Origin of the sequence: Streptomyces sp. NPDC088812, assembly GCF_044750285.1 — a bacterium.
Lineage (GTDB): Bacteria > Actinomycetota > Actinomycetes > Streptomycetales > Streptomycetaceae > Streptomyces.
The window spans coordinates 115810-135966 of sequence record NZ_JBIVJP010000018.1 but is presented as its reverse complement, the minus strand read 5'-3'; the positions used below and the strand labels follow the sequence as shown (position 1 = coordinate 135966).

At 73.1% G+C, this 20157-nt stretch carries 17 protein-coding genes; 8 read left to right on the top strand and 9 right to left on the bottom strand.

Features of this window, described 5'->3' with window-relative positions; all coding sequences use genetic code 11:
* Positions 1-19 precede the first annotated feature (19 nt).
* The 7 genes from ACIP67_RS28875 to ACIP67_RS28845 all read left to right on the top strand — a co-directional run bounded on the left by ACIP67_RS28875 (position 20) and on the right by ACIP67_RS28845 (position 7626).
* Positions 20-823: an FkbM family methyltransferase gene (locus ACIP67_RS28875; protein WP_401695781.1), complete on the top strand. Its 804-nt coding sequence runs from the start codon at positions 20-22 to the stop codon at positions 821-823.
* A complete protein-coding gene (locus tag ACIP67_RS28870; protein WP_401695780.1) occupies positions 823-2991 on the top strand; it encodes an amino acid adenylation domain-containing protein in 2169 nt (722 codons plus the stop codon). Before ACIP67_RS28875 ends, ACIP67_RS28870 begins: the two co-directional genes overlap by 1 nt.
* A 151-nt stretch (positions 2992-3142) precedes the next feature.
* On the top strand, positions 3143-4126 hold the full coding sequence (locus ACIP67_RS28865) for a TauD/TfdA family dioxygenase (protein WP_401695778.1): 984 nt from the start codon (positions 3143-3145) through the stop codon (positions 4124-4126).
* Positions 4126-5382 (top strand): ATP-grasp domain-containing protein, encoded by a 1257-nt coding sequence (locus ACIP67_RS28860; RefSeq protein ID WP_401695777.1) that lies wholly within the window; start codon positions 4126-4128, stop codon positions 5380-5382. The genes ACIP67_RS28865 and ACIP67_RS28860 overlap by 1 nt, the downstream gene beginning before the upstream one ends.
* Positions 5379-5921, top strand: coding sequence for a flavin reductase family protein (locus ACIP67_RS28855; RefSeq protein WP_401695776.1), 543 nt, complete (start codon positions 5379-5381; stop codon positions 5919-5921). The genes ACIP67_RS28860 and ACIP67_RS28855 overlap by 4 nt, the downstream gene beginning before the upstream one ends.
* Positions 5908-6501 (top strand): GPP34 family phosphoprotein, encoded by a 594-nt coding sequence (locus ACIP67_RS28850; RefSeq protein WP_401695774.1) that lies wholly within the window; start codon positions 5908-5910, stop codon positions 6499-6501. Before ACIP67_RS28855 ends, ACIP67_RS28850 begins: the two co-directional genes overlap by 14 nt.
* 459 nt (positions 6502-6960) lie before the next feature.
* A complete protein-coding gene (locus ACIP67_RS28845; protein WP_401695772.1) occupies positions 6961-7626 on the top strand; it encodes a hypothetical protein in 666 nt (221 codons plus the stop codon).
* Positions 7627-7756: 130 nt separating this feature from the next.
* On the opposite strand, the gene ACIP67_RS28840 is transcribed toward ACIP67_RS28845, so the two are convergent.
* The 9 genes from ACIP67_RS28840 to ACIP67_RS28800 form a co-directional block, all read right to left on the bottom strand.
* Positions 7757-9283 carry an NCS1 family nucleobase:cation symporter-1 gene (locus tag ACIP67_RS28840; protein ID WP_401695771.1) on the bottom strand — a complete coding sequence of 509 codons (1527 nt, stop codon included), beginning with the start codon at positions 9281-9283 and terminating at the stop codon, positions 7757-7759.
* A 151-nt stretch (positions 9284-9434) separates the two neighbouring features.
* Positions 9435-10454 (bottom strand): TIGR03842 family LLM class F420-dependent oxidoreductase, encoded by a 1020-nt coding sequence (locus tag ACIP67_RS28835; RefSeq protein WP_401695770.1) that lies wholly within the window; start codon positions 10452-10454, stop codon positions 9435-9437.
* Between the two features lie 11 nt (positions 10455-10465).
* Positions 10466-11869 (bottom strand): dihydropyrimidinase, encoded by a 1404-nt coding sequence (gene hydA, locus ACIP67_RS28830; RefSeq protein ID WP_401695769.1) that lies wholly within the window; start codon positions 11867-11869, stop codon positions 10466-10468.
* A gap of 163 nt (positions 11870-12032) precedes the next feature.
* A complete protein-coding gene (locus ACIP67_RS28825; RefSeq protein WP_401695768.1) occupies positions 12033-12875 on the bottom strand; it encodes a nitrilase-related carbon-nitrogen hydrolase in 843 nt (280 codons plus the stop codon).
* Between the two features lie 296 nt (positions 12876-13171).
* Entirely contained in the window at positions 13172-14755 is a 1584-nt protein-coding gene (locus ACIP67_RS28820; protein WP_401695767.1) for a PucR family transcriptional regulator, read from the bottom strand.
* 155 nt (positions 14756-14910) lie between these two features.
* On the bottom strand, positions 14911-16200 hold the full coding sequence (locus ACIP67_RS28815) for an aspartate aminotransferase family protein (RefSeq protein ID WP_401695766.1): 1290 nt from the start codon (positions 16198-16200) through the stop codon (positions 14911-14913).
* Positions 16197-17039 (bottom strand): nitrilase-related carbon-nitrogen hydrolase, encoded by an 843-nt coding sequence (locus ACIP67_RS28810; protein WP_401695765.1) that lies wholly within the window; start codon positions 17037-17039, stop codon positions 16197-16199. The genes ACIP67_RS28815 and ACIP67_RS28810 overlap by 4 nt, the downstream gene beginning before the upstream one ends.
* A gap of 181 nt (positions 17040-17220) precedes the next feature.
* Positions 17221-18840 carry a hypothetical protein gene (locus tag ACIP67_RS28805; RefSeq protein ID WP_401695764.1) on the bottom strand — a complete coding sequence of 540 codons (1620 nt, stop codon included), beginning with the start codon at positions 18838-18840 and terminating at the stop codon, positions 17221-17223.
* Positions 18841-18974: 134 nt separating this feature from the next.
* Positions 18975-19226 carry a helix-turn-helix domain-containing protein gene (locus ACIP67_RS28800; protein WP_401695763.1) on the bottom strand — a complete coding sequence of 84 codons (252 nt, stop codon included), beginning with the start codon at positions 19224-19226 and terminating at the stop codon, positions 18975-18977.
* Positions 19227-19258: 32 nt separating this feature from the next.
* Here ACIP67_RS28800 and map point away from each other — a divergent pair, with 32 nt between their 5' ends.
* Complete coding sequence (gene map / locus ACIP67_RS28795) at positions 19259-20029, top strand: type I methionyl aminopeptidase (RefSeq protein ID WP_401695762.1); 771 nt, start codon at positions 19259-19261, stop codon at positions 20027-20029.
* Positions 20030-20157: the final 128 nt, after the last annotated feature.

The following is a 20157-nucleotide window of genomic DNA, read 5'->3' as shown; positions in this document are numbered from 1 at the left end:
CAACCGGGGGAAGCACCTCTTGAGCACTCAGAAGATCTTGGGCAACGGCCTGTTGGTGCACGGCATCAACCGCAACGAGACCGACTACCTCTACAAGGAGATATTCGAGGAGGAGTCGTACGTCCCGCCGGGTGGTCTGCAGCTCCCCGAAAATGCCGTGGTGTTCGACGTGGGCGCCAATATCGGCATGTTCGCCCTCTTCATGTCCGAGCGTTTTCCGGACGCCCGGGTGTTCTCCTTCGAGCCGGTCCCGCAGACTTTCGAGGCGCTCTGCAAGAACGTGGCGTCCCTGCCCAACGTCACGCCGCTCAATACGGCGCTCGGTGACACGGCGGAGACCCGCGAGCTCACGTTCTACCCGCAGTACACGATGATGTCCGGTTTCGACGCCGATCCGGCCGTCGACAAGGCGTTGGTGAAGTCGTACATCGAAAACGTCGCGTCGACCCTGGACGCGGTGCGCGCCGAGGTTTTCGTCGAGGAGGCCGACGAACTCCTCGAAGGGCGCTTCGAAGGGCAGCAGAAGGTGCCGTGCACCGTCGAACGGCTGGATTCCGTCGCCGAGCGGCTCGGCATCGACCGCATCGACTTCCTCAAGATCGACGTCGAGGGCTTCGAGGTCAAGGTCCTCGAAGGCATCGGCGAGGAACTGTGGCCGAAGATCGCCCGTGCCGCCGTCGAAGTCGAGGACGACCACGGCGAACTCGTCGCTGTCAGGTCCCTGTTCGAGAAGCACGGTATGCGCGTGAGCGTGGAGCAGCCCGCCGAGTACCGGGGCACCAGCGTGTACAACCTGTTCGCGGACCGGGGACAGGACGACTGATGGGCACGGACACCACCACGGCCGCCGGGCCGCTGTTCACGCTGCCGTCCGCCTGGCGCGGGACCGAGGGCGAGCCGGGCACCACGGCCACCGTCCCCTGCGGCGACCTCGCCGACGGGCTCCGGGCGCTCGCCGCGGTCTGCGGCCACGACGGCCTGGACGACGTGCTGCTCGCCGCACACCTGAAGGTGCTGGCGATGCTCACGCCCGAGCCGTCGTTCCGTGCGGAGACCGTACGCGACGGCCGTCGCCTTCTCGCCGTGATGGACGAAGTGCCCGTCACATGGCGGGAGTTGGCACTGAGCGCCGGAAAGCAGCTCGCGCCCTTCCACGAGGCGGGAACCGGTGCGCGGTCAACGGACCGGCACACCCGCGTGCTCTTCGCCGACGAGGGCGCCGTCCCCGGAGCGGCATACGCCCTCCACGTCGCCGCCACCCCCACGGCCCTCACCCTCACGATCTCCCCCGGCGTCCTCTCCCCCTCCTTCGCCGCCCTGCTGCCCGGCCTCTACCGCGCGGTCCTCACCGCGATGGCCACCGACCCCGACGGGGACGCCCTCGCCGCGTACCTGCCCGGCGACGAGCGCGCGCGACTGCTCGGCACCTGGAGCCGGGGCGGCACCGTCGACCGCGGCCGCGCCACCGTGCCGGAGCTCATCGAGGCGCAGGCCGCCCGCACCCCGGACGCGCCCGCCGTGGAGACGGGCGGCACCGTCCTCACGTACCGGCAGATCGACGAGCGGGCCAACCGACTCGCCCACCGCCTCCGGAGGCTGGGAGCCACCCGCGACCGGCTCGTCGGCGTCTCGCTGCGTCGTGGACCCGAGCTGCTGCCCGCGCTGCTGGCCGTCTGGAAGGCGGGGGCTGGCTATCTGCCGCTCGACCCGGCGCTGCCGGCCGGACGCCTCCGGCACATGATCGACGCCGCCGGATGCGACCTCGTCGTCACCGACTCCCAGCAGGTGTCCGCGCTCGGCGAGCCGGGCCCGGACACGTACACCGCCGTCCTCCTCGACGACGACGCGGAGCGCCGCGCCCTCGACGCGCTGCCCACCGCGCCCACCGGCGTCCCCGCCGAACCGGACGCCCTCGCGTACGTCATCTACACGTCGGGCTCCACGGGCGACCCCAAGGGGGTGATGATCGAGCACGGCGGGCTCGCCAACTACCTCCGGTGGACGGCGGACGCGTACGCGGCGCGCGGCACCGGAGGGGCGCCCGTCTTCTCCTCGATCTCCTTCGACCTCGGCATACCCAGCCTGTTCACCCCGCTGATCACCGGGCAGCCCGTGCACCTGCTGCCCGACCCGCTGGACATCGCCGACCTGGGCGACCTGCTCGCGGCCGGCGCCCCGTACAGCTTCATCAAGATGACGCCGGGCCACCTGGACCTGCTCAGCGTCGACCTGGCCCCTGACGAGATCCGCGGACTGGCCGGGCTCGTCATCGCCGCCGGGGACGCCTTCACGGCCGACCTCGCCCGCAGATGGATCGATTCCGCAGGGCCCGGAGGCACCGCCGTAGCCACCGAGTACGGGCCGACCGAGATCACCATCGGCAACTCCGGGCAGATCATCGCCGAGCCGCCCGGCACCGAACTGATCCCGCTGGGCGCGCCCATCCCCAACACCACCATGTACGTGCTCACCGACCGGCTCGAACCGGTGCCGACCGGCGTGCCCGGTGAGGTGTTCATCGGTGGCGCGGGCGTCGCCCGGGGCTACCTGGGCCGCCCCGACCTGACCGAGGAGCGCTTCCTGCCCGACCCGTTCGGCCCGCCCGGTGCCCGCCTGTACCGCACCGGCGACCTCGCGCGGTGGCTGCCCGACGGGGACCTCGAATTCCTCGGGCGTGCCGACCACCAGGTGAAGATCCGCGGCTTTCGCATCGAACTCGGCGAGATCCAGGCGCGGTTGCGCACCCATGAGTCGGTTGCCGAGACCGTCGTCATCGCCGTCGGCGCCGCCCGCTCCCGCTCGCTCGCCGCGTACGTCGTCCCCGCGGAGGGGCACGGCGTGGATGCCGCGATCCTCACCGCGCACCTGGGCGCCACCCTGCCGGACTACATGGTTCCCACCCACTTCGTGGCCATCGGACACGTGCCGCTGACCGCCAACGGCAAGGTCGACACGCGCGCACTGCAGGGTCTGCTGGAACCACGCACCTGACCGCGGAGCGGCACCGCGCACACCGACGGCGCCACGACCGTCCGGCCCCGCGTGCGCCGACGGCAACCGCGACTTCCGACGACACCCGCGACCGCTCCCGCCATCGGGCGGGCCCCGGCCCACCCCGAGCCGCCGTACTGAGAGGCAGACCGTGACCGACACCCACCTTCCGTACGACCGGAACGAGTTTTGCTTCACCCTGACCGATGCCGAGCGCGCCGAGCTCGCCGGGCTGGCCGCCGAGCTGGCCGCCCAGGAGCCGCGCCGCGTCGACGACCCCGCGTGGGGGCGGCACGCCCGCCGCCTCAGCTGCCGCCTGCCGCTGCGCCTGAGCGAGGTGGTGCGTGCCTTCCGCGCCGACCCGGGCCGCGACGGCACGCTCACCGTCGCGAACCTGCCCGTCGACGAGTCCATGCTGCCCGACACGCCCACGGTCGTCGATTCGGTGGAGCGCGCCGCGACCATACCCGCCGCCGTCACCATGCTGATCGGGCAGAACCTCGGCGAGGTCATCGCCTACCGCGACGAGAAGCACGGCGCGCTCGTGCAGAACGTGGTGCCCGTCCCCTCGCTCGCCGCCACGCAGTCCAACGGCGGCTCCGTTCCCCTCGAGTTCCACATAGAGAACGCCTTCCATCCGTACCGCCCCGACTACGTGGGACTGATGTGCCTGCGCAGCGATCACGAGGGCACCGCGGGCACGGAGGTCTGCTCGGTGCGGCGTGTGCTGCCGCTCATCGACGAGGCGGACCTGAAGATCCTCCAGTCGCCCCGCTACGTGACCGAGGCACCCCCGTCGTTCCGCTCGGCCGAGCTGACCGCGCCCCACCCGGTGCTGGTCGGCGCGCCCGACGACCCCGACCTCCGGGTCGACTTCAACGCCACGAAACCGCTCGACGAGCGGGCCGCCGACGCCCTGGCCCGGCTGCGCACCACGATGATGGGCGCCGCCACCTCGCTGGTCCTCGCCCCCGGCGAGCTGGTCTTCGTCGACAACCGTCTCGTCGTGCACGGCCGTACCGACTTCGAGCCGCGCTACGACGGCAAGGACCGCTGGCTGCACCGCACCTTCGTGCACCTCGACCGCCGACGCAGCCGCGCCCACCGCGCGGACAACGGCTCGGTTCTGGTCTGATGGGCGCGCCCGACTCCGCCGGCCGTCCCGTCCTGGCCCTCGTGGACGCACTCACCACCGGTGCCCTGCTGGCCCGCCGGGCGGCTGCCGACCACCGCATCGTGCACATCCGTTCACGAGCCGGCCTGCCCGAGACGTTCGCGGCGAGCCTGCCGGTCGAGGTCTTCGCCGCGGACCTGACGTACCCGGTGGACCCGGAGGGGGTGACGGCTCGGCTGGCGGCCCTGGAGCCGGTCGCGGTGATCGCCGCCAGCGAGTTCGGCGTGGAGACCGCGGACCGGCTCGCCGCCCGGTTCGGTCTGCGCGGTAACGACCCGGCCCTGTCGGCGGCCCGCCGCGACAAGGACCTGATGATGGCGGCCCTCGTCCGCGCGGGCGTGCCGGCACCCCGCCAGCACAGGTCCTCCGACCTCGGCGACCTCCTCTCGTGGCGGCGCGAACGGGGCCTGCCCCGGGTCGTCGTGAAGCCCCTGGACAGCGCGGGCTCCGAGGACGTCTACGCCTGCGACACCGACGAGGAGATCCGTGCCGCGTACGAGGCGGCCATCGGCAAGACGAACCTGATGCTGTGCCCGAACGAGGCGGTACTCGTCCAGGAGTACCTGGAGGGCGACGAGTACGTCGTCAACACCGTCAGCCGCGACGGCCGGCACTGGATCACCGACGCGTGGATCAGCCGCAAACGCCCGGCCGTCACCGGCGACAAGCGCCTCATCTACGACTACGAGGACCTGCTCGATCCCGACACCCCGGCGGCGCACGCCCTGTTCCCGTACGTGGAACGGGTCCTCGACGCTCTCGCCGTCACCGACGGGCCCGGCCACACCGAGCTGATCCTCACCCCGGCGGGCCCCCGGCTCCTGGAGACCGGCGCCCGCGTGTCCGGCCTCGCCAACCCGGTCGCCCTCACCCGCTGCACCGGCGCCGACCAGGTCGGTCTCACCCTCGACTGCCACACCGCCGACGCGCCGCTCCTCACGGCGCGTCCCCCGCGCTACGCGCGCCGCGAGCACGCCCGCTGCATCAACCTCGTCGCCCATCGCGCACTCCCCCTGCCCACGAGGGAACTCGAGGCGGCGTTCAGCCGTCTGCCCGCCTTCGAGAGCAGCCGCTTCCGCACGGCGGAGGGCACCGTGACCCGGCCCACGGTCGATCTCAACTCCTCCCCCGGCGTCGTCTTCCTCGTCCACCGCGATCCGTCCGAGATCGAGCGCGGCTACAAGGCGCTCCGCGAGATCGAGCACGAGCTGCTGTGAGCCCCACCGATCCCGCATCCGGCTTCTTCAAGGAGTTCTTCGGGTCCTTCCCGACCCCGGTGTACGTGGTCACCGCGCTGGGCGCCGACGGCGAGCCCCGTGGCCTCACCTGCAACGCGCTCACCGCCGTGTCCGCGAGCCCGCCGCTGCTGCTGGTCTGCGTGGACCGGGGCGCGCAGACGCTGCCCGCGATCGTGTCGTCGGGGGCGTTCGTGGTGAACGTCCTCGACGCGTCGGGTGCCGCCGTGTCACGGCTTTTCGCGGGCAAGGGACAGAACAAGTTCGCGCGGGTGCCGTGGCGGTCCGCCGACGGCGCGAAGGGCGCCCCCGTCCTCACGGACGGCGTCCTCGCCCACGCCGAGTGCCTCGTGGAGCGCACCGTCCCAGCGGGCGACCACGTCCTCTTCCTCGCGCGCGTGGCGGGCGGCGCGGCGGCCGTGGAGCGGGAGGCGCTCCTTCACCGGCGGGGTGCCTACGGCAGTTGGGCGCCCGGACGACTCCTCGATGCCCTGGACCCGGTGGCCCGTGGCGACACCTGACGAGGAGCACGCGGAGGCCGCGGACGCGAGCGCGGTGCCCGCGCCGCTCCACGAGACGCTGCTGCTCACCGCGTACGACCGGCTCGGCCCTTCCGGCGTACGCGGCTGGCGCGCTGAACTGGGCCTGTGCCTGGTCGCGGCCGCCCTGCTCGACCTGCACGCCGCCGGGCGGGTCGCGGTCGGCCCGCACACCGTCCGGGTCACCGACGCGTCCCGCGCCGCCGACCCCGTCTGCGACCACCTGCTCGAACGCCTCGTGCTCGCCCCGCGGGCTCGCCGCGCCCACCACTGGATGCGGGTCGAGGCGGAGCCGGTTCTGGCCGCGACGATCGCGCGCCTCACCGGGGCGGGCCTGCTGCGGACGCGGCGGCACAGGCTTCTCGGCGTGCTGCCGGTCATCCGGTACGTGCCCACGCGGCCCGCCCCGCGCGAGACCACCGCCCTGGCCGGCCCGCTGCTCGCCGCCGCCCGGATCCCGGGCTCCTGGGCGCCCGTCCCCGAGGGCACCTGCGCCCACCTCGTATGCCGGGAGCTGGCGTTCGCGGCCGGCACGGCCAGGATGCAGCTGAGCCTGCCGTGAACACCTCCCCCGTGCTGGACGGCGGGATCCGCGACGGGCGCCCGGGCCGCCGGACTCGACGGCGACCGTCCCGGCCCCGGGGCTCCCTGCCGAAGGTGCCCCGGAGCGTGGATCGGGTGCTGAACGTCGGGCGGTGAACACGGAGTTCCTCACGGTCGACGGCGGCCGACCGATGAGCACACGCCCGCAGCGCCCCCCGCCCTGCCCCGCGCGACCCGCACAGCCCGCCACCATGCCCCCGCACGGCCCGCCGTCACGGTCCGCGCAGCCCCCCGCCCTGCCCGTAGGGCCGCCCCGCCGTGCCCGGACGGGCCCCCGTCACCCCTGTCCGGACGGCCGTCCCGTCACCGCGTCGGTACGGAGCGAGTTCCCCCTTCCGCCCCACAGGGAGTCGTGTGACACTGGCGTCCCCGTCCGCATCGTGGACTCCGTCCGCACCCTCCCCCACGAAAGTGCGCCGTGCGCTCTCTCCCACTGCCGCTCGCCCTCACCGCGCGCCTGACCCCGGTGGCCGTGCTCGCCTGCGCGGGCTGGGCGCTGTCGTCCGGGCCGCTCACCCCGACACAGGACGAAGCGGCCGCGGACACGCAGAGAAGCCCGTCCGAGTCGTCGTCCGCGCCCTCCTCCACCGCCGTGGCCAAGACGTTCACCACCGCGCCCGCGCCCTGCACGAGCGTGGCGACGAAGACGGTCTCCTCCCTGGTGCCGGGTGCCAAGACGGCGGGCAAGGAGATCCCCTCGACGGACACCGACGCGCGCCGCACCTGCTCCTGGAACGCGCTCAAGGGCTACGACTACCGCTGGCTGGACGTCTCCTTCGAGCTGATGGACTCGGACGACGCGGCCGGGACGTCGTACAAGGAGCGGATCGCGGAGAAGAGCGGCGGCGGGGCGGTGCCGGGGCTCGGGGAGGAGGGCTACTCCGTGGTCAACCTCACCACCGAGGACAAGCAGCAGACCCGTGAGGGCGTGGTGATCGCCCGGGTCTCCAACGCGCTGGTGATCATCACCTACAACGGCAGCGACTTCGAGACGAAGAAGGCGCCGAGCACGGACGAGATCAACGAGGGCGCGATCAAGGCGGCGAAGGAAGCGGTCGCCTCGTTGCAGGCCTCGGTGAACTGACTGAACCGGGCGCGGCCCGGAGGGTGAACCGGCGCGGCCCGGAGGGTGAACCGGGCGCGGCCCGGAGGGGCTTCGTACCCTCTCCGGGCCGCGCCGTCGGGCCGAGGGGCCGCGCGGCCGGCGGGCGCGGTCACACGGGGCGCCTGCCGCGCCCCGCGAGGAGCATCAGCGCCAGGTACAGCGCCATCGAGGTGCCCAGCCCCACCGCCCAGCCGTAGTCGGCCAGCGGCTCCAGGGCCGGGACGGGCCGGCCGTCGATCAGCGGCTCGAACCCGGCGCCGCCGACGGCGAGGACACCGCCGGCCACGAAGGCGACGACGGCCCGCCAGTTCCAGCCGCCCGCGTACCAGTAGCGGCCGCCGGCGCGGTACAGGTCGGTCAGGTCGAGGTCGGCGCGGCGCAGGATCCAGTAGTCGGCGATGAGGATGCCGGCGACCGTGCCGAGCAGACCCCCGACCAGGCCGAGCCAGGTGAAGATGTAGCCCTGCGGGTCGGAGTACAGCTTCCACGGGAAGATGAGCACGCCGAGGACGCAGGTGGCGAGCGCGCCGGTCCGGAAACCGATCCTGCGGGGCGCGATGTTGGAGAAGTCGAAGGCCGGGGAGACCAGGTTGGCCGCGATGTTCACTGACAGGGTCGCCACCAGGACCGTCACCAGCGCGAACAGCAGGCCCACCACGTTGTCGGTCTTCGCGGCGAGCTGGACCGGGTCCCAGACCGCCTCCCCGTACACGGCCAGCGAACCCGAGGTGACCAGCACGGACAGCAGCGCGAACAACGTCATCGTCGTGGGAAGGCCGAGAGCCTGGCCCCAGGTCTGCGCCTTCTGGCTGCGGCCGTAGCGGGTGAAGTCCGGGATGTTCAGGGACAGCGTGGACCAGAAGCCGATCATGCCCATCAGGGAGGGCCAGAACAGTTTCCAGAAGTCGCCGCCCCAGCCGAGCCGCGAAGGCTGGTCCAGCAGCGGGCCGAAGCCGCCCGCCTTGTCGCTCATCCAGACCAGCATCACCAGCGCGCCGACGAGCACGAAGGGCGCGGCCCAGTTCTCGAAGCGGCGGATCGTCTCCATGCCCCGGTGGATGATCGCGACCTGGATCGCCCAGAAGAGCGCGAACGACAGCCACATCGTCCAGGGGTGCCCGCCGATCGTCCCGGCGTCGCTCCAGCCGTTGCCGATCAGCTTCCCGGCGAGGAAGTAGATCGCCTCGCCGCCGATCCAGGTCTGGATGCCGAACCAGCCGCACGCCACCAGCGCCCGGACGACGGCGGGCAGGTTGGCGCCGCGGACACCGAAGGAGGCGCGGGCGAAGACCGGGAAGGGGATGCCGTACTTGGGTCCCGCGTGCCCGGTGAGCAGCATCGGGACCAGCACGATCACATTGGCCAGCGCGATGGTGAGCACGGCCTGCTTCCAGTCCATGCCGACGGCGATCAGACCGGAGGCCAGCGTCCAGGAGGCCGTGTTGTGGGCCATGCCGACCCAGAGCGCGGAGAAGTTGTACGTGGTCCAGGTGCGCCGGTCGACGGGGACCGGCAGCAGGTCCTCGTTGGCGTAGGGGCCGCTGGGCTGCGGCGAACCGGGGGCGATCTCCACCCGGCCGTCGGCGCGGGTGATGTGCGAGGTCGGCGGTATGTCCGCGGGAGCGGTGTCGGTCATGGGCAGGCCAATCAAACGAGGGACGGGTCCGGAAAGGCCGTGCGGGTCTTTCGGCCCCCTCCCCCGGGACGGCGGAGGAAGGGGGGGAACAGGAGTGGGGGGATGGGGGTGGGGTGGGGCGGGTAGGAGGGGGCGGACGCGCGGTGGCGGGTCAGCCGTTGACGGCCGGGATCACCTGAGCGCCGTACGCGTCGATGACCTTCTCCTGCGCGTCGTGCATGTCGTAGACGGCGAACTGGTCGACGCCCAGCGCGCGCAGCGCGTTCAGCTTCTCGATGTGCTTCTCGACCGGTCCGACGATGCAGAACCGGTCGACGATCTCGTCGGGCACGAAGGCGGTGTCGGGGTTGTCGGCACGCCCGTGGTGGGAGTAGTCGTAGCCCTCGCGCGCCTTGATGTAGTCGGTGAGTTCGTCGGGGACGGCGGCGGAGTGCTCGCCGTACTTGGCGACCAGGTCGGCGACGTGGTTGCCGACCATTCCGCCGAACCAGCGGCACTGCTCACGCGCGTGGGCGAGCGCCTCGGGCGAGTCGTCGTCGGTGACGTACGCGGGGGCGGCGACGCAGATCGTCACCTCGGCGGGGTCGCGGCCGGCGGCGGCCGCCGCGTCCTTGACCGCCTTCACCATGTACTCGGTGAGGTACAGGTCGGCGAGCTGGAGGATGAACCCGTCGGCCTCCTCACCGGTCGTCTTCAGCGCCTTCGGGCCGTACGCCGCCATCCAGACGGGCAGTTCGGCGCCCGGCCCGATCCACGGGAACCGGACGACCGTGCCGCCCAGGTCGGCCTCCTCGCCCCGGCCGAGGGCCCGGATGACCTTCATGGCCTCGCTGATGCGGGCCAGGGTGTTGGGCTTGCGGCCCGCGACGCGCATCGCGGAGTCGCCGCGGCCGATGCCGCACACCGTGCGGTTGCCGAACATGTCGTTGAGGGTGGCGAAGGTGGAGGCGGTGACCTCCCAGGTGCGGGTGCCCGGGTTCGTCACCATCGGGCCGACCTTCAGTTTCGTCGTGTTCGACAGGATCTGGCTGTAGATGACGAACGGTTCCTGCCAGAGCACCGCGGAGTCGAAGGTCCAGCCGTGGGTGAAGCCGTTGCGCTCGGCGCGCTTCATGAGGCCGACGACCTTCGAGGCCGGCGGGTCGGTCTGCAGGACGAGTCCGAAGTCCATGGCGCCACTCCCTAACCGAGGTACTGACAGGTGGAGCGCGGGAGGTAGACGCCGTGACCGGCGCGACCGGTGTACTCCCGCTCGGTGATGACGGGTTCGCCCCGTGACAGGACCGTCTCGACGCGGCCGGTGATCCGCCGGCCCTCGTACGCCGAGTAGTCGACGTTCATGTGGTGCGTCGCGGCGGAGAGCGTCTGCTCGGCGTGCGGGTCGTAGACGACGACGTCCGCGTCCGAGCCCGGGGCGATGGTTCCCTTCTGCGGGTACAGGCCGAACATGCGGGCCGGGCCGGCGCAGGCGATCTCGATCCAGCGGCGGCGCGAGATGTGCCCGTCGACGACGGCCTGGTGGAGGAGGTCCATGCGGTTCTCCACGCCGGGCAGGCCGTTGGGGATCTTCGAGAAGTCGCCCCGGCCCAGATCCTTCTGGCCCGTGAAGCAGAACGGGCAGTGGTCCGTCGACACCACCTGGAGGTCGTTCGTCCGCAGCCCCCGCCACAGGCTCGCCTGGTGCTCCCTGGGCCGCAGCGGTGTGCTGCACACGTACTTGGCGCCCTCGAAGCCGGGCTCGGCGAGGTTGTCGGTGGACAGGAACAGGTACTGCGGGCAGGTCTCGCCGAAGACGTTCAGCCCCGCGTCGCGGGCCCTGGTCAGTTCGGCGACCGCCTCCGCCGCCGAGACGTGGACGACGTACAGCGGGGCGCCCGCGACCTGGGCGAGCCGGATGGCGCGATGGGTGGCCTCGGCCTCCAGGAGGGCCTTGCGCACCTCGCCGTGGTACCGCGGGTCGGTCTCGCCGCGCGCCAGCGCCTGCTCGACGAGCACGTCGATGGCGATGCCGTTCTCGGCGTGCATCATGATCAGGCCGCCGTTCTCGGCGGAGCGCTGCATGGCGCGCAGGATCTGGCCGTCGTCGCTGTAGAAGACCCCCGGGTAGGCCATGAACTGCTTGAAGGAGGTCACGCCCTCCTCCACGAGCAGGTCCATCTCGTTGAGCGTCTCCTGGTTCACATCGGAGACGATCATGTGGAAGCCGTAGTCGACGGCGCAGTTGCCCTCGGCCTTGGCGTGCCAGGTGTCCAGCCCCTGCCGGAGGGTGTGGCCGACGCTCTGCACCGCGAAGTCGATGATCGTGGTCGTGCCGCCCCAGGCGGCGGCCCGGGTGCCGGTCTCGAAGGTGTCGGAGGCGAAGGTGCCGCCGAACGGCAGCTCCAGGTGGGTGTGGGCGTCGACGCCGCCCGGGATCACGTACTTCCCGGTCGCGTCGATGGTCCGCTCGGCCGTCCAGGCCTCGGCGGCCGTGGTGCCGGAGGCGGCGAGGGCGGCGACACGGCCGTCCTCGATCAGGACGTCGGCGTGGATCTCGTCGGACGCGGTGACGACGAGGCCACCCCGGATGACGGTACGGCTGCTCATGCGTGGAGGCTCCGCTGGGTCGTGGTCGGACGGTGCGGGTGGTGCGGGCCGGTCGCGCCCCCGCGGCGCGGCCGCGGACCGGCGCGGTCCCGCGCCCCGGACGGGGCGCGGGCAGCGGTCCGCAGGCCGTCGGGGGCGGCGGCAGCGGTCCGCGGACAGGCCGTCAGGGTGCCGTCAGCGGCGCGTACGCGTCGGTGCGGCGGTCGCGGTAGAACTGCCAGCGGTCGCGGACCTCGCGCAGCTTGGCCAGGTCGAGGTCGCGGACGACGAGTTCGGTCTCCTTGTCGCTCGCCACCTCGCCGACGAACTGGGCCTCCGGGTCCACGAAGTAGGAGGTCCCGTAGAAGTCGTTGGCGCCGAGTTCCTCGACGCCGACCCGGTTGATCGCGCCGACGAAGTACTCGTTGGCCACGGCCGCCGCCGGCTGCTCCAGCTGCCACAGGTAGGCGGACAGGCCGCGCGAGGTGGCCGACGGGTTGAAGACGATCTCCGCACCGGCCAGGCCCAGGGCGCGCCAGCCCTCCGGGAAGTGGCGGTCGTAGCAGATGTACACCCCGACCTTGCCGACGGCGGTGTCGAAGACCGGCCAGCCGGCGTTCCCGGGACGGAAGTAGAACTTCTCCCAGAAGCCCTGGACCTGCGGGATGTGGTGCTTGCGGTACTTGCCGAGGTAGGAACCGTCCGCGTCGATCACGGCGGCGGTGTTGTAGAGGACGCCCGGCTGCTCCTCCTCGTACACCGGCAGCACGAGGACGATGCCGTGTTCCCGGGCGAGTGCCTGGAAGCGCCGGACGACCGGCCCGTCGGGGACGCGCTCGGCGTACTCGTAGAAGGCCGGGTCCTGGACCTGGCAGAAGTACGGCCCGTAGAACAGCTCCTGGAAGCACAGGATGCCGGCGCCCTGGGCGGCCGCGTCGCGCACCGCCTGCTCGTGCACCCGGATCATCGACTCCTTGTCGCCGGTCCACGCGGTCTGGAACAGGGCGGCACGGATCACTCGGCTCATCGGGACCTCCGGTCGCTCGGTGTGCTGGGGCGGCCGCCGGCCGTGCCGTCGTCCGCACCGGGAGCGTAGGAAGTCCGCGGGGCCGCTCGGAGGTGCACCGTGTCACGTCCGCGGGGGTGGGGCGTACCACCGTGTCACGTTGTCGCCGGCCCATGTTTCACCGCCGTTTTCGCAGGTCGTCGCATGTTTCACTTCTGTTGCGCGGGTGTGCGGGCCGCGTGTGGTCATCCCTGTCGCGCGGGTGTGCGGGCCGCGTGTGGTCATCCCTGTCGCGCGGGTGTGCGGGCCGCGTGTGGTCACCCCTGTTGGGCGTCGTGCGCGAGGAGCGCGATGTGCACGGACGCGGCCTGCTCGAAGTCGTCGAGGTCGACCCCGAGCCGGGTCCGTATCGCCTCCAGCCGGCGGTACAGCGCGGGCCGGGAGACGTGGTGGAGCTGTGCGGTGCGGGACTTGTTGCGGCCGGTGGCGAGGTAGGTGCGCAGGACGGCGAGCAGGTCGTCACCGGCCGCGCACAGCAGGCCGTCCAGCTCGCGTTCGGCGAAGGACTGCACGTGCGGGTCGTCCCGCAGCAGCCGGACCAGGCCGCGCAGCCGGACGTCCTTGAGGCGGACGACGGGCGGGAGTCCGAGGGCGGCCGGGGCGTCGGCGACGGCGTCCGCGACGTGCTGCGCCTCGCGCAGCCCGGCGGGCACGTCGTCCCAGGCGGTCCGCGCGGCGGCCGCGGCGACGACGGTACGGTCCTCGTCCGACTCGGCGCGCAGCCGGGCCGCGAAGTGCGCGGCGAGCGCCTCGGCGTCCTGGTCGCGGGCGAGGCTGAGCAGGACGGCGGTGGCCCCGCCGGTGAGCGCGGCGACCAGGCCGGGCAGTCCCAGCAGCCGCAGGACGCGGTCGAGCCGGGCGGGTGCGGCGTCGCGGACGGCCAGCGGGACGAAGGTGCGCCGGTTGACGGGGAGCCCGGCGGCCCGCGCGCGGGGCAGCAGCTGCCGGGCCGGTACGACGCCGGAGAGCAGGTCGGTGAAGAGGCCCTGCGCGGACTGCTCCTCCCAGCTGCGGGCGGCGGTGCCGCCGAGCATGCGGTGCAGGACGAGGGCCTCGGCGGCCCGGTCGGCGAGCAGCCGTCCGCCCGCGGCGGGGCCGCGGTGGCCGCACAGGGTGATCTGTCCCCAGCGTTCGCCGCGGCCCCCCAGCTCGGCGCGGATCCAGCCGTCGCCCTCGCTGCCGCCGGCCTGCCGGGCGATGCGTTCCCAGTCGCGCAGCACGTCGTCGACGGCCGGCCGCTCCCCCGCGGTGGCCAGCACCCGGTGGGCGAGGTTGGTGACGACGACGGGGCAGCCACTGTGCCGGGCGACCTCGTCGAGCAGGCGTTGCAGCGGCGCGCCGGCGGTGATGAGCCCGGTCAGGGCGGTCCGTACGGCCTCGGAGAGGCTGACGGCGGCGAACTTCCGCCGGACCAGCCGGGACTGGACCTCCTCCGTCAGCTCGGCGAACGGGAACGGCCGGTGCAGGACGACCATGGGCAGCCCGCACCGCTCGGCCGTGCGCCGCATCACGTCCGGCGGCGCGGGGAAGGCCCGTCCGAGGCCCAGGACGACGGCGGCGGCCTCCGCGCGGTGCAGGGAGCGGACGTACTCGGCCTGTCCGTTCTCGTCGCCGGCGAGCAGCACCCCGGTGGTGAGCACCATCTCGCCGCCGCTGAGCATCACGCCGACGTCGGCGGCCTCGGCGACGTGCACCCAGCGCACGGGCCGGTCGAGCTGGGCGGCGCCGGCCACGACCTCGGGCTCGCCGGCCAGCACGCGTTCCAGGGCGAGGACCTGACGGACCGACAGGGCGGGCTCCAGGGCCTCCGCGGGCCCCCGGTACTCCCAGGTGCTGGTCATGGCGTTGTCCCCTTGCTCGCGGTGGTGCTGCTGCGACGCACCTCGGTGCCGCGTGCTCCTCGGTGCCGTGCTCCTCGGTGCCGCGTGCTCCTCGATGCCGTGCTCCTCGGTGCCGCGTGCTCCTCGGTGCCGTGTACCTCGGCGCCGTGTACCGATCAGTGCCGCGTGCTCCTGAGTGCGCCGTCGAGGATCGCGGCGCCTTCCTCGGCCTCCTCGACGGTCAGGGACAGCGGTGGTGCGATGCGCAGGGCGCTGGTGCTGTGGCCGCCGCCCTTGCCGATCAGCAGGCCGTCCGCGCGGGCCGCCTCCAGGACGGCGGCCGCCCGGTCCGGGTCGGCCTCGTCGGTGCCGGGCCGGACGAGCTCGACGCCGATCATCAGTCCGCGCCCGCGTACCTCCCGTACGCCCGGGTCGTGCGCGCTGACGGCCCGCAGCCGTTCGATGAGCAGTCCCCCGACCCGCCGGGCATTGCCCTGGAGGTCGTGCTCCAGCAGGTGGGCGAGGTTGGCGAGGGCGGCCGCCATGGTGATCTGGGTGCCGCCGAAGGTCGAGATGCTGTTGGCGTCCAGACAGTTCATGATCTCGGCGCGGGCGATGACACCGCCGACGGACATGCCGTTGCCGATGCCCTTGGCGAAGGTGACGATGTCCGGCGGCCCGTTGCGGCCGTGTGCCTGCCAGCCCCAGAAGTGGTCGCCGGTGCGGCCCCAGCCGGTCTGCACCTCGTCGGCGATCCAGAGGATGCCGCGCTCGTGCAGCACCTGGCGGAACGCCGCGTAGAGTCCGTCCGGGGGCGAGGTGAAGCCGCCGACGCCCTGGATCGGCTCGGCGATCAGCGCGGCGGGCGGCCGGGTGTGGCCGAGGAGGTCCTTCAGGTCCTCCACGCAGGCCTCGATGAACGCCCGGTCGTCGAGCGCGGCGTAGGGGCCGCGGGTGCGCACGCCGCCGTGGACGTACAGGGTCTGGAGGGGGGACAGGGAGGTCGGGGACCAGCCGCGGTTGCCGGTGATGCCGACCGCGCTGAAGGAGCGGCCGTGGTAGCTGTTGCGCATCGCCAGCACGGTGTTGCTGCGCCGGTACGCCGTCGCCAGCAGCAGGGCCGTGTCGTTGGCCTCGGTGCCGGAGGTGGTGAAGAAGACGCGGGCGTCGGGGACGGCGCTCACCCGGGCGATGCGTTCGGCGAGTTCCACCATCGGCCGGTTGAGGTAGAGCGTGGACGAGTGGACGATCCGCCCGGCCTGCTCACCGACCGCCTTCGCCACCTCGGGCAGCGCGTGGGCGGTCATCGTGGTGAGGATGCCGCCGAAGAAGTCGAGGTACCTGGTGCCCTGCGCGTCCCAGACGTGCCGGCCCTCGCCGTGGGTGATCTCCAGCGGATCGTCGTAGTAGAGGGCGAGCCAGTCCGGGAGGACCCTGCGGTGGCGGGCGTACAGGTCGTCGCTCACGGGCGCACCAGCCCCTCGTAGGCGTCGGGGCGGCGGTCGCGGTAGAAGGCCCAGATCTGCCGCACCTGCTCGACGAGGTCGAAGTCGAGGTCGCGGACGACGAGTTCCTCGTCCTTGTCGCCGGCCGGCTCGCCGACGAACTGGCCGCGCGGGTCGACGAAGTAGGAGGTCCCGTAGAAGTCGTTGTCGCCGTACTCCTCCACCCCCACCCGGTTGATGGCGGCGACGAAGTACTCGTTGGCGACGGCCGCCGCCGGCTGCTCCAGCCGCCAGAGATGGGCGGACAGGCCGCGGTGGGTCGCCGACGGGTTGTAGACCAACTGGGCTCCGTTGAGGCCCAGTTGCCGCCAGCCTTCCGGGAAGTGTCGGTCGTAGCAGATGTAGACGCCGACCTTGCCGACAGCGGTGTCGAAGACGGGCCAGCCCAGGTTGCCCGGCTTGAAGTAGTACTTCTCCCAGAAGCCCTCGACCTGCGGGATGTGGTGCTTGCGGTACTTGCCGAGGTACGAGCCGTCCGCGTCGATCACGGCCGCGGTGTTGTAGTAGAAGCCGGACTGCTCGATCTCGAAGACGGGGACGACGATCACCATGCCCGTCTCGCGGGCCAGGTCCTGCATACGCCGGACGGTCGGCCCGTCGGGGACCGGCTCGGCCCAGCGGTAGTGCTCCGGCTCCTGGACCTGGCAGAAGTAGGGGGCGTTGAACATCTCCTGGAACCCGATGATCCTCGCGCCCTGCCGGGCCGCCTCACGGGCGTGCTCCTCGTGTTTCGCCACCATGGACTCGGTGTCGCCGGTCCAGGTGGCCTGGACCAGGGCGGCACGGACGACGTTGGCCATGAGCTGCTCCTTCGACGGGGAACGCCAGAGCCTCTACGCCCGTAGACGACGGCCGTAGAGGGACGAACGTAAGCCTCCCGGACGGGCTTGCCAAGACCATCGTCGTCAACCCGCGGTGTCGATCGCGTTTCACACTCCGGTGGGTGAGCCACGGCCGTACGGCGTATCCGGCGGGCACCGGTCAGGCCGTGAGACCGGCGGCCCGCAGGGCGTGCGCCAGGTACCGGTGCCGCTCGTCGGACACGCCCCGGGCCGCCTCCAGCAGCAGCGGGACGAGGACCTGCGGGTCCGGGGCGGCGCTGCGGGCCGCCTCCTCGGGGGTGCGCACCCGGACGTAGGCGTCGAGCAGCGCCCGTGCCGCGGGGCGGCGGCCCTGTGCGAGCAGTCCGCGGACGGCCTCCCCGATCTCGTCGGCCGGCCGGACGACGCCCTGCCGCAGGATCTGCTCCCCGTCGGCCGTGTGCCCCGCCTCGGCCAGGGCGTCCGCGGCGGCGACCAGCCGCTCGGCGGGCAGCGAGGCGGCCTCCCACAGCAGGGTCGTCCAGTCGGCGTCGAGCCCGGCGCGGCGGAGGTCGGCGGCGAGCAGCGGGATCCGGGCGGCGGGCCAGTACGCGAGTTCCGCGAGCAGGGCATGGGCCTCTCCGCTGCGGCCCTCGGCACGCAGCCGCACCAGCCGGTCCACCGCCTCGGCGCTCTCCCGCCGCGCCACCGCGTCCCCCGGCTCGGCCCACGCCTCGCCCCCCGGCTCGGGCCGCTCCGCCACGGCCTCGGCGGCCCCGGCGAAGCGGGCCCCGCGTGGGGCGCGGCGGGCGGCGGACGGGGACACGGCCGAGGCGGACGCGGCGGGCGGGGACGCGGCGAACGCGGACAGCGCGGGTTCGGCGGCGGGCGGTACTACGACGGGGGCGGCGGCCTCCTCCTCCACCTCCACCAGGCCGGCGAAACGGGCACTGCCCCGCCGGCGCTTGCGCTGCTTGGGGGTGGGGGTGGGGGTGGGGGTGGGAGCGGGCGCAGGGGCGGGAGCGGGGGCGAGTGCGGGTGCGGGTGCGGGTGTGGCGGAGGCGATCGGGCCGTCGGTGTACGTGGGCGCCGTGGTGCTCGGGGTGTCGACGTACGCGGATGGCGTGACGGTCAGGACGTCGGCGTACACGGAGGGCGTGGCGATCGGGACGTCGGCGTACACGGAGGGCGTGGCGATCGGGGCATCGGCGTACGTCGGCGCCGTGGCGCTCGGGCCGGGGCCGTCGGCGGTCCGCCGCGTCGGGTGCGGGGTCGGCGTCCGCCCGTCCTCCGCGCGCCGGTCGGCCTCCGCGATCCGGTACCGCAGTTCGGCGCAGCGGGCGGTGGCCCGCTCGTGGTCGTCGTGGGCCCAGGCGAGGTCGAGGCGGAGGGCGTCGGTCTCGTCGCGGTCGGCCGCGGCGGCCAGCAGACGGCTCAGTTCGGCCCGGCGCCCGACCGCGTGGCGCTGTTCGCGCAGCAGGACGTCGAGCCGGCCCTCCAGGGAGTCGCGGCCGCCGGGCCGGTCGTCATGGGCGACCAGGGCGGCGAGGTGCAGGAACCGGGCCCGCTCCGCGTCCTGGGCGGCGGCCGGTGTGCCGTACTCCGCGGCCAGGTCCTGGAGCAGCGCCTCCACGACGTCCCACGGCGGCACCTCGTGCCCGTCGAGACAGGCTCGCATGCCGTCCGGGTCGCGCTGCCAGAACACCGCGCACCAGCCGGCGCCCTGGTCCAGGCGCGCCAGGAGGCCGTCCAGGTAGTCCGCGAACTCCCGCACCGGGGCCGGGAACCGATCCGGAGCCATCGTCCACCTCCCGAGCGACCGGAGCATCACGCTCCGTAGAAAACACGAGTTGTGTTACAGCGCGGCTACGGGGAGTTTTCCGGGGTGACGCGGGAGGGGCGGGAGGGTGAGGCGGGACGCCCCTCGCTCCCGGCTCACACCGGCACGAGCGCGCACCGCTCCGCCAGCTCGTCCAGGGACAGCCCGAGGGCCCGGGCCAGGGCGGCGACCGTGAAGAAGGCCGGGGTCGGGGCCCGGCCGGTCTCGATCTTGCGGAGGGTCTCGGCGGAGATGCCGGCGATCGCCGCGATCTCGGTCATGCTGCGGCCGCCTCGGGCCTCGCGGAGGAGGCCGCCGAGCCGCTCGCCGCGTTCGCGCTCTTCGGGGGTCAACGGGGTGCGCACCATGCCGTCATTCTAATACCGGTATAGTAATTGGCATGGTGGAACTGAAGACGGACACATCGATCGATGCCATGTACGAGGCGGGCCAGGTGGTCGCGCGTGCGCTGACGGCCGTGCGGGACGCCGCCGACGTGGGGGTCTCCCTGCTGGAGCTGGACGAGGTGGCGCGCGACGTGCTGCGCGCCGCGGGGGCGGCCTCACCGTTCCTCGGCTACCGGCCGTCCTTCGCACCCACCCCTTTCCCGGCGGTGATCTGCGCGTCCGTGAACGAGGCGATCGTCCACGGCATCCCCGACGGCTACCGGCTGCGCGACGGCGACCTGCTCTCGATCGACTGCGGCGCACAGCTCGACGGCTGGGCCGGCGACTCGGCGATCAGCTTCACCGTGGGCCGGCCGCGTCCGGCGGACCTGCGCCTGATCGAGACCGCCGAACGGGCCCTCGCGGCCGGCATCGAGGCGGCCGTCGTGGGCAACCGCATCGGCGACATCGCCCATGCCGTCGGCGCGGTCTGCCGGGCCGCCGGCTACGGCATCCCGGACGGCTTCGGCGGGCACGGCATCGGCCGCCGGATGCACGAGGACCCGCCGGTGCCCAACGAGGGCCGGCCGGGCCGGGGCCTCCCGCTGCGCCCCGGCCTGGTCCTGGCGATCGAGCCCATGGTCATCGCCGGCGGCACGGACGGCTACCACGAGGCACCCGACGGCTGGACCCTCCGGACGAACGACGGTTCGAGGGCGGCCCACGCGGAACACACGGTGGCGATCACGGAGTCGGGCCCGCGCATCCTCACCGAGCGGCGGTAGAACAGCGCCCGGGAGGGGGCGCGGGGGGCCACCGGGGACCACGGGGGCCGCGCGCCCGGCCCCACGGCCCGCAGCCGCCGCACCACCCGCACCACCCGCGCTCCCTCCGCCCCCTCCTCCCCTCCGCC

Coding starts and splice junctions, on each gene's coding strand:
- ACIP67_RS28870 (WP_401695780.1), top strand. CDS start 823: ATGGGCACGGACACCACCACGGCCGCCGGGCCGCTGTTCACGCTGCCG.
- ACIP67_RS28860 (WP_401695777.1), top strand. CDS start 4,126: ATGGGCGCGCCCGACTCCGCCGGCCGTCCCGTCCTGGCCCTCGTGGAC.
- ACIP67_RS28840 (WP_401695771.1), bottom strand. CDS start 9,283: ATGACCGACACCGCTCCCGCGGACATACCGCCGACCTCGCACATCACC.
- ACIP67_RS28835 (WP_401695770.1), bottom strand. CDS start 10,454: ATGGACTTCGGACTCGTCCTGCAGACCGACCCGCCGGCCTCGAAGGTC.
- hydA (WP_401695769.1), bottom strand. CDS start 11,869: ATGAGCAGCCGTACCGTCATCCGGGGTGGCCTCGTCGTCACCGCGTCC.
- ACIP67_RS28825 (WP_401695768.1), bottom strand. CDS start 12,875: ATGAGCCGAGTGATCCGTGCCGCCCTGTTCCAGACCGCGTGGACCGGC.
- ACIP67_RS28820 (WP_401695767.1), bottom strand. CDS start 14,755: ATGACCAGCACCTGGGAGTACCGGGGGCCCGCGGAGGCCCTGGAGCCC.
- ACIP67_RS28810 (WP_401695765.1), bottom strand. CDS start 17,039: ATGGCCAACGTCGTCCGTGCCGCCCTGGTCCAGGCCACCTGGACCGGC.
- ACIP67_RS28805 (WP_401695764.1), bottom strand. CDS start 18,840: ATGGCTCCGGATCGGTTCCCGGCCCCGGTGCGGGAGTTCGCGGACTAC.
- ACIP67_RS28800 (WP_401695763.1), bottom strand. CDS start 19,226: ATGGTGCGCACCCCGTTGACCCCCGAAGAGCGCGAACGCGGCGAGCGG.
- map (WP_401695762.1), top strand. CDS start 19,259: ATGGTGGAACTGAAGACGGACACATCGATCGATGCCATGTACGAGGCG.